Here is a 12,440-nt window from a genome sequence, read left to right as displayed (position 1 = left end):
CAGACGGTCATCCGTCATCAGACCAGACTCACAGTGTAGCCAGAATGCTCCGGCAGAAAATGGAGGAAATAAGGAGAGTCCTTCTCATTCCTCTCAACATTTTTGAAATTACTTATGACAAAAAGGTCGGGCATTAAGCCACTCATTTTATATCAAAATGCTAAGGTTAACCCTGAATCACAAACCGTTCGCACGCGAAGCATGTGTAAATTGACCGTTAAAGGGAGAGAGTGATGAGTAAAAGAGAATTAGGCCGTTCAGGTATTCAGGTGCCAGTGCTGACTTTTGGTGGCAATGTGTTTGGCTGGACAGTCGATCAGCCCGCCTCTTTCAGTCTGCTCGATGCGTTGCTGGATCATAACCTGAATTTTATCGATACCGCCGATGTGTACTCCCGCTGGGTCGATGGCAATCAGGGCGGTGAATCTGAAACAATTATCGGCAACTGGCTGAAGAAAACCGGAAAGCGCGACCAGATTGTTCTGGCGACCAAAGTGGGTAAACCGATGGGCGAAGGCAAAGTCGGCCTGTCGCCACGTTATATCAGAGAGGCGGTGGAGGCGTCGCTGAAACGACTGCAAACGGATTACATCGATCTCTATCAGTCCCATGATGACGATGCAGATACCCCGCTGGCGGAATCGCTGGCCGCGTTTGATGCGTTGATCAAAGAAGGTAAAGTACGCGCCATCGGGGCCTCGAACTACAGCGCGTCGCGCCTGGCCGAAGCGCTGACAGTCAGCAAGGATAACGGGCTGGCACGTTATGAAACGCTGCAACCGCTGTACAACCTGTATGACCGCAAAGTGTATGAAGAAGCGCTGGAAAAAGTCGTCACGGAACACGGCGTTGGTGTCATCAACTTTTATGGGCTGGCGAGTGGTTTCCTGACCGGGAAATACCGGACTAAGGCTGATGCCAGCAAAAGTAAGCGTGGCGAAAGTGTGATTGAGCGTTATCTCGACGAACGCGGTTTGAAAGTGCTGAAAGGGCTGGATCAGGTAGCTGAAAAGCACGGCGTACAGCCGGGGCAGGTGGCGTTAGCATGGCAGATTGCCCGTCCGAGCATCACTTCTCCGATTGTCAGTGCGACCTCTTTGCAACAGCTCAATGAACTGGCGCAAGCCGTGACGCTGAAACTGGATGACGCTGATATTCAGACCCTGAATGACGCCAGCGCCTGGGAATAACGTCGTTTGGAAAATAAAAAACCGCCATGAGAAATCAGGCGGTTTTTTATTTAGTGCTGAAGTGTCGGCAATGTGACGATTAACGGAACAATGTTTGTGCCCAGCGCGCCAGACCAGCGGTAACTGAGCCAAAGTCATTGCCCCCGACCAGCGGAATACCCGGCAACTGCGCCTGTAACGCGGCACGCAGGAGGGGGGAACGCGCGCTGCCGCCAGTCAGATAAATCACGTCTGGCTTAATGTCGCTGCTTGCCAGCGCCAGATTCACCTGTTCCTGAATTCGTTCCAGCGGTTGTGCGATAGCGTCGCTCAATTGTTGCTGGCTGATGGTTTCTGCCAGGCCAGACTCGATGAAGTCCATCGCTGCGGTGACGCTTTCGCGTTCGGAGAGCGCTATTTTGCTCTCTTCCGCCGCGCGCACCAGACGATAGCTCAGACGCTGTTGCTGAACTTTCAGCAGGCGTTTAATGAGATCCGGCTGTGCGGCATCGCGGATTAAATCGCGCAACATACGGCCATTGGCGACGCTGTAGAAATCGATCTGAGCAGGCACATCGTTAGTTGCGACCGCATTCCAGTAAGGGAGTGCCGGAATAGCGATACCCTTTTGGGTTTCGCTGCCCATACCGAACTGTGGCGTCAGCTGTTTGAACGCTGTCATGATATCCAGATCATTACCGCCCACGCGGCAACCACTGTGGCCGAGCAGGCTGTTCTGACGCTCTGCTTTATCGCGCCACTGCGGGCCCATCAGCAATACCGAGCAGTCAGTGGTACCGCCGCCGATATCCACCACCAGCACGGTTTTCTCGTCAGTCAGCGTTGCTTCAAAATCTAGCCCTGCTGCTACTGGTTCGAACTGGAAAGCGATATCGCGAAAACCGGCACGTTCTGCAGCACGTTGCAAAATGCCCTGCGCCTGACGGTTGGCGTCATCCCCACCCATGCCCTGGAAGTTGATCGGGCGACCAATAACGGTCTGCTCGATGGATTGCTGTAACACAGATTCTGCCTGACGTTTGATGTGGAACATCATCGCGCAGACCAGATCTTCGAACAGAGCAATCTGCTGTGGCTTCAGGCCGTTTGCACCCAGGAAAGATTTCGGTGAGCGGACAAAGTACACCTCCTCTGGATCTTCCATATAGGTGGCGAGCGCCTGCAATCCAAACTGTACGCTGTTGGCATTAACCGGAATATCTTCCTCGCGGTTAAAGCTGATACTGCGACGCAGCAGTGCCAGATTTTCATCACTGCCCGTCGGAACTTGTCCGTGGCGGTTCAGCCATTCGCTGACTGCTTCGCGAGTCGGCGCACAAAGCATGGAGGGTAAATAAGGATCGTTATTTTCTAACGCCAGCAGGTGGGCGTTATTGTCGCGCATCACCGCAACTGAGCAATTCGCTGTACCGTAGTCAAATCCAATAAACATCACTGATCCCCATGCCAAAGAAGGGGCGGGACTTTACCGGAGTGAGGGACTTAGAGCAAGACCAAAACGGAGGGATTCTGACCCTTGAAACGCAAGGTGTTTGCGGTGATACCCCCCCCCCAGCCCTCCCCTTTGCAGGGAAGGGAGCAGACCCGGCCGGTTTTGAATTTGCTCTTCCCCTTGTGACAGGGGGAGGCCGGGAGAGGGTATGTCAGACGACGAGATTACTTCAGCAACGCCTGCGCTTTCGCGACAACGTTATCTACAGTAAAGCCGAACTCTTTGAAGAGCTGTTCCGCTGGAGCAGACTCGCCGAAGCTCGTCATGCCGACTACACCGCCTTTGAGGCCAACGTATTTGTACCAGTAATCCGCGATACCGGCTTCCACTGCCAGACGGGCAGTGACGTCTTGCGGCAGTACAGATTCACGATAGGCCGTGTCCTGTTTGTCGTAAACGTCAGTCGACGGCATGGAAACCACGCGCACTTTAGTGCCGCCTGCGGCCAGTTTATCGGCGGCCTCGACGGTGATACCCACTTCAGAACCGGTGGCGATCAGAATCACGTCGGGTATACCTTCGCAATCTTTCAGCACGTAACCGCCGCGCGCCACATTTGCCACCTGTTCCGCGGTACGCGGCTGTTGGGTCAGGTTCTGACGAGAGAAGATCAGTGCGGAAGGACCGTCGTTACGCTCAATGGCGTATTTCCAGGCGATTGCAGATTCAACCTGATCCGCCGGACGCCACAGGCTCATGTTTGGTGTCACGCGCAGGCTGGCCATTTGCTCGACCGGCTGGTGCGTCGGACCGTCTTCGCCAAGGCCGATCGAGTCATGGGTGTAGACGAACACATTACGGATCTTCATTAGTGCCGCCATACGCACCGCATTACGGGCGTATTCGACGAACATCAGGAAGGTCGCCGAGTACGGCAGGAATCCGCCGTGCAGTGCGATACCGTTGGAAATGGCAGTCATGCCGAACTCACGCACGCCATAGTGGATGTAGTTACCGGCTAAGTCATCGCCCAGCGATTTAGAGCCGGACCACATGGTCAGGTTACTTGGCGCAAGGTCAGCAGAACCGCCGAGGAATTCAGGCAGGATTTTACCGAACTCTTCCAGTGTGTTTTGCGAGGCTTTACGGCTGGCAATGTTGGCAGGTTTCGCCTGTAAACCTTCGATGAATTTCTGTGCGTCGGCTTCCCAGTTCTCTGGCAGCTCACCGCTCACGCGGCGCGTAAACTCTTTCGCCAGAGAAGGATAAGCGCTGGCGTAAGCTGCGAACTTATCATCCCAGGCTTTTTCTTTCGCTTTACCCGCTTCTTTGGCATCCCAGGCGGCATAAATATCCTGCGGAATTTCAAAGGCAGGATAGTTCCAGCCGAGCGCCTTACGGGTTGCAGCTACTTCATCCACGCCCAGAGCAGCACCGTGCGCATCGTGCGTACCGGCTTTATTTGGCGAGCCGAAACCGATGACGGTTTTACACAGCAGCAGGGAAGGACGGTCAGTGACTTTGTGGGATTCTTCGATCGCCGCTTTGATGGCGTCAGAGTCCTGACCATCAACACCGCGAATTACATGCCAGCCATAGGCTTCGAAACGTTTGGCCGTGTCATCGGTGAACCAGCCTTCAACGTGGCCGTCGATGGAGATCCCGTTGTCGTCATAAAACGCAGTCAGTTTGCCGAGTTTCATGGTGCCAGCCAGCGAGCAGGCTTCGTGGGAAATCCCTTCCATCATGCAACCGTCACCCATAAAAGCGTAGGTATGGTGGTTGACGATATCGTGGCCTTCCCGGTTGAACTGCGCGGCAAGCGTGCGTTCGGCAATTGCAAAACCGACGGCGTTGGCGATGCCCTGACCCAACGGGCCGGTAGTCGTTTCAACCCCTGGCGTATAGCCGTACTCCGGGTGGCCCGGCGTTTTGGAGTGCAGCTGGCGGAAGTTCTCCAACTCTTTCATCGGCAGGTCATAGCCGGTGAGATGCAGCAGGCTGTAAATCAGCATCGAGCCGTGACCGTTGGACAACACAAAGCGGTCGCGGTCGGCCCAGTGCGGGTTGGTCGGGTTGTGATTCATGTAATCGCGCCACAGAACTTCAGCGATATCCGCCATCCCCATTGGTGCGCCGGGATGGCCGGAATTCGCTTTCTGCACCGCATCCATGCTTAAGGCACGGATAGCATTCGCTAGCTCTCTACGAGAAGGCATATTTTTCTCCGGTGAATGGCCGCGCCCGCAGGCGGCAGCCATTGGAATATCAGTGGGTAAAATTACAGTTGAGCAGACAGTACATCTTCGAGTTTCTTCTGATCGACGGCGAACTGTCGGATACCTTCGGCCAGTTTATCAACGGCCATGGCATCCTGATGATGTTCCCAGAGGAATTCGGCCTGAGTCAGCGGCACTGGCTTTTTGCTGCCTGTGGCGGATGAAGGTTGCAGTTTGCGCTCAACCGGCGCGTCGCTGGCTTTTAGCTCTTCAAGCAGGTTGGGTGAAATGGTCAGGCGGTCACAACCGGCCAGCGCCAGAATCTGTTCCACTTTACGGAAACTCGCACCCATGATGACGGTCTCGTAACCCTGCGCTTTATAGTACTTGTAGATCTCACGAACGGATTTCACGCCCGGATCTTTTTCCACGTCATACGTCGCATTTGGCTCTTTGGCTTTGTACCAGTCATAGATACGGCCAACGAACGGGGAGATCAGATACACACCGGCTTCGGCGCAGGCGCGAGCCTGAGCAAAGGAGAACAGCAGTGTCAGGTTACAGTTGATGCCTTCTTTTTCCAGCTGTTCAGCGGCTTTGATACCTTCCCAGGTGGAAGCCAGTTTGATCAGGATGCGGGATTTATCGATCCCCTGCTCCTGATACAGGTCAATCAGTTTACGCGCCTTAGCCAGGCATTTTTCGCTGTCAAAGGACATACGCGCATCGACTTCGGTCGAGATGCGACCGGGGACGCTTTTCAGAATTTCGACACCAATATTCACCGCCAGTTTGTCCGTGGCGTTGATCACCTGATCTTCTTTGCTGCCGCCTTGTTTGCGGGCATATTCGAGCGCGTCTTTAATCAGGTTTTGATACTGCGGCAGGTCGGCGGCTTTGAGAATTAAGGATGGATTGGTGGTGGCATCCTGCGGTTCGAAATGACGGATGGATTCAATATCACCGCTGTCGGCCACGACAGTCGTTAGCTTTTTGAGGGCGTCTAACTGGTTCATTTCAACATCTCCTTAGCAATAAAAATGACTCGAGAAGAGAAGCGTTCGTCTCTTTTCACAGGGCTACTACCCTGCATCATTCTGTTAACAATTTGAATGCGCTTTCTCTGATTGTTGTAATGGGTCAGAGCAATGGAAAAGCAAAAGCCTACGCAAGGCTGAACTTTCAACCTGTGTTGCGCAAGAGGGAACTTTAAGCGTAGTCGAAATTTGCGAGACGTCTTCCGCGAACGAAAAGTAATCAATGTAACGCGCAAGTTTGGGTCGCGCTTCACCCTCTGTCGTGGCAGGTTATCTATACTGTTGTGCGGGAAAACTGAAAGCGTTGGTGAACCAAATGTTGCGGTTTTCCCGGTCTGTACCCCTACAAAAAATAAGAAACACAAAAAGGACCCTACGATGGACGAACAACTGAAACAAAGTGCGCTCGATTTCCACGAATTCCCGGTGCCCGGGAAAATTCAGGTTTCACCTACCAAACCGCTCGCCACGCAGCGCGATCTGGCGCTGGCGTACTCTCCCGGTGTGGCGGCCCCTTGTCTTGAAATTCAAAAAGACCCGCTGGCGGCCTATAAATACACCGCTAAGGGCAATCTGGTGGCAGTGATTTCCAACGGCACGGCGGTGCTCGGCCTGGGCAATATCGGGGCACTGGCGGGTAAGCCGGTGATGGAAGGCAAGGGCGTGCTGTTTAAGAAATTCGCCGGTATCGACGTGTTTGATATCGAAATAGACGAGCTTGATCCGGACAAACTGATCGACGTGATCGCCGCGCTTGAGCCGACGTTCGGCGGCATCAATCTGGAAGACATCAAAGCGCCCGAATGTTTCTACATTGAGAAAAAACTGCGCGAACGTATGAACATTCCGGTGTTCCATGACGATCAGCACGGCACCGCGATTATTTGTACCGCTGCGGTGCTGAACGGCCTGCGCGTGGTTGGGAAAAATATTTCCGATGTGCGGCTGGTGGTGTCAGGCGCGGGGGCTTCGGCTATTGCCTGCCTCAATTTGCTGGTGGCGCTGGGGCTGAAACGCCACAACATCACGGCCTGCGATTCTCGCGGTGTGATTTATCAGGGGCGCGAAGAGAATATGGCCGAAACTAAAGCGGCCTATGCCATTGAGGATAACGGACAGCGCACACTGGCTGATGCGATCCCGCAGGCGGATATCTTCCTTGGCTGTTCCGGGCCGGGCGTACTGACGCAGGACATGGTGAAAACCATGGCCAAAGATCCGCTGATTCTGGCGCTCGCCAATCCTGAACCGGAAATTCTGCCGCCGCTGGCCAAAGCTGTGCGCCCGGATGCGATTATCTGTACCGGCCGGTCGGATTATCCGAATCAGGTGAATAACGTGCTGTGCTTCCCGTTCATTTTCCGCGGGGCGCTGGACGTTGGCGCGACCACCATCAATGAGGAAATGAAGCTGGCCTGCGTGCATGCGATCGCCGACCTGGCGATGGCCGAACAAAGCGATGTGGTGGCTTCGGCGTATGGGGAAGAGGAGCTGTCTTTTGGGCCTGAGTACATCATTCCTAAGCCCTTCGATCCGCGGCTTATCGTGAAAATCGCCCCGGCAGTCGCAAAAGCGGCGATGGATTCCGGCGTGGCGACGCGGCCCATCGCTGATTTCGATGCCTACGTCGAGAAGTTGTCTGAGTTCGTCTACAAAACCAATCTGTTCATGAAACCGATTTTCTCGCAGGCTAAAAAAGACGCTAAACGCGTGGTAATGGCCGAAGGAGAGGAGGAGCGCGTGTTGCAGGCGACGCAGGAGCTGATTTCCCTCGGGCTGGCGAAACCGATTCTGGTCGGAAGGCCGAGCGTCATTGAAATGCGCATCAAAAAACTCGGTCTGCAACTGGAAGCGGGCAGGGATTTCGAAGTGGTGAACAACGAATCCGATCCGCGCTTTAACGAGTATTGGCGCGAATATTATGAGCGCATGAAGCGCCGTGGCGTCTCACAGGAGCAGGCGCGGCGGGCGGTGATCGGTAACCCGACCCTGATTGCCGCCATCATGCTATTACGCGGCGAAGCCGATGCGATGATTTGCGGTACTGTCGGCACTTACCATGAACATTATGACATTGTCGAAAACGTGTTCGGTTTCCGCGAAGGCACACACGTTGCAGGGGCGATGAATGCGTTGCTGCTGCCGAGCGGGAACACCTTTATCGCCGATACCTATGTCAATGACGATCCGACGGCGGAACAGCTGGCGGAAATCACGTTGATGGCGGCAGAAACGGTGCGACGGTTTGGTATTGAACCGAAAGTTGCGCTGTTATCGCATTCCAGTTTTGGTACTTCGGACAGTCCGGCGGCGCTGAAAATGCGCAAAACCCTGGAACTGGTGAACGCCCGCGAGCCGGATCTGGAAATCGACGGAGAGATGCACGGCGATGCCGCACTGGTGGAAAGCATCCGCCAGGACATCATGCCAGACAGTCCGCTGAAAGGGGCTGCCAATATCCTGATTATGCCAAACATGGAGTCGGCGCGTATCAGTTATAACCTGCTGCGGGTTTCCAGTTCAGAAGGGGTGACCGTTGGGCCGGTGCTGATGGGGGTGTCGAAACCGGTGCATATTCTGACGCCAATTGCCTCGGTCAGACGCATTGTAAATATGGTGGCATTGGCGGTGGTCGAGGCGCAAACCGAGCCACTATAAGTTTTGTTAAATAAGCAAAAGGGCATCCCGCAGGAAGCCAATCAGATTACTAAGTCCAATCACCGCAGTTGAAGACAGGAAGAAGAGTAAAGCGTCCGCGCCATGGATGGCGCGGTGCGAGCCATCAGGGATAATTTCACGGCGTCTTTACGATCTGCCTGTTTTCACCGCTGCTGACAGTTTCTTATCTGACTCAAACATCATTACGTCAATATTTCACTTCGCCGATCCGCTCAAGCGCATCGACGATCAGATCCCAGAAACGCTGATGATCGAGTTTCACTGCGACCTGCGTATGGCAGTCAGGCGGCGGTGGGGCGCGGAAATCGGCAACGGTCATGCCCAGCGTCAGCGTGCCGGTTAACTCGATATCTACCGGCACTTTGCGCACCGTCATCACGTTCGGATCAATCACATAAGCCACGGCGCAGGGGTCATGCACCGGCGGAGAATCAAAACCTTGACGGTCTTTGTAGCTCAGGCCGAAGAAATCGAGCAGCTCGCCTACGAATTTTGCCGGTTGCGTACCGACTGCAGCGATGCGTGCCGCGACTTCCGGCGTCGCCAGTGCCTGATGGGTTAAATCCAGCCCGACCATGGTCAGTGGCCATTTTTCGTTGAAGACGATGTGCGCGGCCTCCGGGTCAATTTTGATATTGAACTCCGCTACTGCGCTCCAGTTACCAACGTGATAACCACCGCCCATCAGCACCACTTCTTTGACGCGCTCGGCAATGCGCGGCTCTTTGCGAACTGCCATCGCAATATTGGTCAAACCGCCGGTTGGCACCAGCGTGATGGTTTTCGGCGGATGCGACATGATCAAATCAATGATCAGATCGATGGCGTGAACCGGTTCGAGGCTAATGGCTGCTTGCGGTAGCACCGGACCGTCAAGGCCAGAATCCCCATGGATTTCGTCGGCGATTTCCACCTGACGCACCAGCGGGCGGGTTGCTCCCGCGGCAAATGGCACTCCGGTAAGATTGATGACCCGCGCCACTGCGAGGGCGTTGCGGGTAACTTTTTCCAGCGTTTGATTACCGACCACCGTGGTGACGGCAAGCAGCTCGATCTCCGGATTACCGTGCGCCAGTAACATTGCAATGGCGTCATCGTGCCCCGGATCGCAATCGAGGATGATCTTTTTGACCATTTTTTATTCCTTTAATGTGTAGGGTAAATCGGTTTGCCTGACCGGATTTAGCGTTTGGCCTGTTGCAGCCATTTATCCAGTTCATTGGCGAATTGCTGACGGTCGCGCTGATTGAGCGCAGGTGGTCCGCCGGTCTGCACGCCGCTGGCGCGCATGGTGTCCATAAAATCACGCATGTTCAGGCGCTCTTTAATAGTCTCCGTTGTGTAACGTTCGCCACGCGGATTGAGCGCGACGCCGCCTTTCTCGATGACTTCGGCTGCCAGCGGGATATCGGCGGTGATCACTAAATCTCCCTGTTCAGTACGCCGAACTATTTCATTATCGGCGACGTCAAAACCGGCCTCCACGCGCAGCGTGCGCAGGAATTTGGACGGCGGTGTACGGATGATTTGGTTCGCGACCAGCGTCACCATCATGCCTGTTCGTTCGGCGGCACGGAAAAGAACCTCTTTTATAACGTTCGGACAGGCATCGGCATCGACCCAAATTTGCATTATCGTTGCTCTCCGTCAGCCAGCCAGTCGCGTACCGGCAGGAAATCGGTGTACAGCGCGGCTTCCGGGCTTCCTGCTTTTGGCTGATAACCGTATTCCCAGCGCACCAGCGGTGGCATCGACATCAGAATCGATTCCGTGCGGCCACCGGTTTGCAGGCCAAACAGCGTGCCACGATCCCATACCAGATTGAATTCCACGTAACGGCCACGGCGGTAGAGCTGGAACTGGCGTTCGCGTTCGCCCCACGGCAGCGCTTTGCGTTTTTCGACAATCGGCAGATAAGCGTCGGTAAAGCCGGTGCCCACTGCCTGCATGAAGTCGAAGCACGTTGAGAAATCCGGGGTGTTCAGATCGTCGAAGAACAGGCCGCCGATACCGCGTGCCTCGTTACGATGTTTGATAAAGAAGTAGTCGTCGCACCACTTTTTGTATTTCGGATAAACGTCATCACCAAACGGCTGGCAAAGCTGCTGTGCCGTCATGTGCCAGTGGCGTGCGTCTTCTTCAAATCCGTAGTAAGGCGTGAGGTCAAATCCACCGCCGAACCACCACACTGGCGCTTCACCGTCTTTTTCAGCCATGAAAAAACGCACGTTGGCATGACTGGTTGGCACGTAAGGATTCAGCGGATGAATGACCAGCGAAACGCCCATCGCCTGGAAGCTGCGTCCTGCCAACTCCGGTCTGTGGGCAGTGGCTGAGGCCGGAAGCGTGGCGCCCGATACATGCGAAAAGTTGACGCCCGCCTGCTCGAAGACTGCGCCGTGGGTTAACACCCGGCTCTGGCCACCACCGCCTTCTTCGCGCACCCACTGATCTTCGGCGAACTGGCCCAGACCGTCGGCGGCAGCCAGTTGCTCAGTGATGTGCTCCTGTAATTTGAGCAGGAAGGTTTTAACTTGCTGGATGTCGGGAATCGATTGGCTCACGGGCAAACTCGCAGACGTTGACTGAAAAGACATTCAGCGCCTTGCGGGCGCTGAATCAAAGAAAAGTGAACGATATTATATACCCAAAATCATTCAAGTTGCAGGAAGGCGGCAAAGGAGCGAATCCCATGAGCTAACTTATGTCAGTGATTCGGGTGAGGGAGAGCAGCCAACGCACCTGAAGCTTGAAGGATGAAGGATGAAGGATGAAGGTTATCGGGGTTTGCGTTCGTTGGCATCGAAATAACTGAAGAAATTGATAATGCCCTGCGAAATCGCCTGCGCTATTTCTTTACGGAATGCCGTGGTGCTCAGCAACTGCTCTTCCTGATGGTTTGTGATGAACGAGGTTTCCACCAGAATTGACGGGATCGACGGTGATTTCAGCACCGCGAACGCCGCCTGTTCAGTCTGCTGGCTGTGCAGGTGGTGGATTGGGCGGATGCGGTCAAGTACGTGGTGGCCGAGCGTCAGGCTGTTTTTGATGGTATCGGTTTGCACCAGATCGAATAAAACCTGTTGCAGGTAATTATTGTCTTCTTTGGCATACTTCGCCCCGGCAACCAGATCGGCGTCGTTCTCTTTTTTCGACATATATCGCGCCATCGCGCTGCTGGCTCCGCGATTGGAGAGTGCAAACACCGAGGCACCGGATGCGCTCGGGCTGGTGTAGCCATCGGCGTGAATCGATACAAACAGATCCGCCTGATGCTGATGTGCCAGCTCGACGCGCTGATACAGCGGAATAAAATGATCGGAATCGCGGGTCAGTTTGACTTCGATGTGGCTCTGCTCACCGAGTATTGCGCGCACGTAATTGGCGATTTCCAGCACTACGTGTTTCTCTTCAGACCCTTCGTGGCCGACTGCCCCGGAATCAATCCCGCCGTGGCCGGGGTCGATCATCACCAGTTTTTTAGAGCCGGGCGGCTTGGGTGCCGGAGCCGATTTGGTGATGTGTTCCTGCTGCGCGGCGCTGGCGGAGCGGGAACCAAAAGCCGCAATGGCTAAACCCAGGCCGGACAACAGAAGCTGGCGGCGGGTAGCGGCGGCAGGCAGAGGCTGGAAATGCAGAAATTTGTTCAGAGGGTTTAACATCAGTCCATTACCGTCAGAATAAGTGCAGAATGCCCTATGTTATAGAGTATCTTTTTTATAGTTTCGATCTGAGAACTATTACTTTTTATGAATTTTGTGTCGCGAATGAATATTTTGCCGCGCAAATATTTCTCAAATTAATGATTAACTCGCTGTTGGGCAGTGAAAATGACCAGACAGATGTGGTTATTAAATGCACAATTTTCTATTTTGATGTTGCG

9 protein-coding genes are annotated in these 12,440 nt (G+C 54.4%); 2 read left to right on the top strand and 7 right to left on the bottom strand.

Features of this window, described 5'->3' with window-relative positions:
- The first annotated feature begins 233 nt into the window (after positions 1 to 233).
- On the top strand, positions 234 to 1,190 hold the full coding sequence (locus tag GE278_15720) for an aldo/keto reductase (protein QLK62131.1): 957 nt from the start codon (positions 234 to 236) through the stop codon (positions 1,188 to 1,190).
- A gap of 79 nt (positions 1,191 to 1,269) precedes the next feature.
- On the opposite strand, the gene yegD is transcribed toward GE278_15720, so the two are convergent.
- From yegD to tal, 3 genes are all read right to left on the bottom strand, one after another.
- Positions 1,270 to 2,622, bottom strand: a complete 1,353-nt coding sequence (gene yegD, locus GE278_15715; protein QLK62130.1) for a molecular chaperone — start codon at positions 2,620 to 2,622, stop codon at positions 1,270 to 1,272.
- A gap of 224 nt (positions 2,623 to 2,846) precedes the next feature.
- On the bottom strand, positions 2,847 to 4,841 hold the full coding sequence (gene tkt / locus GE278_15710; protein QLK62129.1) for a transketolase: 1,995 nt from the start codon (positions 4,839 to 4,841) through the stop codon (positions 2,847 to 2,849).
- A gap of 62 nt (positions 4,842 to 4,903) precedes the next feature.
- Positions 4,904 to 5,857 (bottom strand): transaldolase, encoded by a 954-nt coding sequence (gene tal / locus GE278_15705; protein ID QLK62128.1) that lies wholly within the window; start codon positions 5,855 to 5,857, stop codon positions 4,904 to 4,906.
- Between the two features lie 399 nt (positions 5,858 to 6,256).
- On the opposite strand from tal, the gene GE278_15700 reads away from it, so the two are divergent.
- Positions 6,257 to 8,536, top strand: a complete 2,280-nt coding sequence (locus GE278_15700) for an NADP-dependent oxaloacetate-decarboxylating malate dehydrogenase (GenBank protein QLK62127.1) — start codon at positions 6,257 to 6,259, stop codon at positions 8,534 to 8,536.
- Between the two features lie 208 nt (positions 8,537 to 8,744).
- Here the strand turns inward: GE278_15700 and rihB are convergent, their stop codons facing one another.
- From rihB to amiA, 4 genes are all read right to left on the bottom strand, one after another.
- Positions 8,745 to 9,692: a ribonucleoside hydrolase gene (gene rihB, locus GE278_15695; protein ID QLK62126.1), complete on the bottom strand. Its 948-nt coding sequence runs from the start codon at positions 9,690 to 9,692 to the stop codon at positions 8,745 to 8,747.
- A 47-nt stretch (positions 9,693 to 9,739) separates the two neighbouring features.
- On the bottom strand, positions 9,740 to 10,189 hold the full coding sequence (locus GE278_15690; protein ID QLK62125.1) for a YaiI/YqxD family protein: 450 nt from the start codon (positions 10,187 to 10,189) through the stop codon (positions 9,740 to 9,742).
- Entirely contained in the window at positions 10,189 to 11,154 is a 966-nt protein-coding gene (hemF, locus tag GE278_15685) for an oxygen-dependent coproporphyrinogen oxidase (protein QLK62124.1), read from the bottom strand. Before hemF ends, GE278_15690 begins: the two co-directional genes overlap by 1 nt.
- 180 nt (positions 11,155 to 11,334) lie before the next feature.
- Positions 11,335 to 12,219 (bottom strand): N-acetylmuramoyl-L-alanine amidase AmiA, encoded by an 885-nt coding sequence (gene amiA / locus GE278_15680; GenBank protein QLK62123.1) that lies wholly within the window; start codon positions 12,217 to 12,219, stop codon positions 11,335 to 11,337.
- Between the last annotated feature and the right edge of the window lie 221 nt (positions 12,220 to 12,440).

It is taken from the genome of Enterobacteriaceae bacterium Kacie_13, assembly GCA_013457415.1.
Taxonomy (GTDB): Bacteria; Pseudomonadota; Gammaproteobacteria; order Enterobacterales; family Enterobacteriaceae; genus Rahnella.
This window is presented reverse-complemented; position numbering and strand designations above follow the sequence as displayed.

Bases quoted from the DNA above. Each gene is read 5' to 3' on its own strand.
- yegD (QLK62130.1), bottom strand. From the start codon at position 2,622: ATGTTTATTGGATTTGACTACGGTACAGCGAATTGCTCAGTTGCGGTG.
- GE278_15700 (QLK62127.1), top strand. From the start codon at position 6,257: ATGGACGAACAACTGAAACAAAGTGCGCTCGATTTCCACGAATTCCCG.
- GE278_15720 (QLK62131.1), top strand. From the start codon at position 234: ATGAGTAAAAGAGAATTAGGCCGTTCAGGTATTCAGGTGCCAGTGCTG.
- GE278_15690 (QLK62125.1), bottom strand. From the start codon at position 10,189: ATGCAAATTTGGGTCGATGCCGATGCCTGTCCGAACGTTATAAAAGAG.
- rihB (QLK62126.1), bottom strand. From the start codon at position 9,692: ATGGTCAAAAAGATCATCCTCGATTGCGATCCGGGGCACGATGACGCC.
- amiA (QLK62123.1), bottom strand. From the start codon at position 12,219: ATGTTAAACCCTCTGAACAAATTTCTGCATTTCCAGCCTCTGCCTGCC.
- tkt (QLK62129.1), bottom strand. From the start codon at position 4,841: ATGCCTTCTCGTAGAGAGCTAGCGAATGCTATCCGTGCCTTAAGCATG.
- tal (QLK62128.1), bottom strand. From the start codon at position 5,857: ATGAACCAGTTAGACGCCCTCAAAAAGCTAACGACTGTCGTGGCCGAC.
- hemF (QLK62124.1), bottom strand. From the start codon at position 11,154: ATGTCTTTTCAGTCAACGTCTGCGAGTTTGCCCGTGAGCCAATCGATT.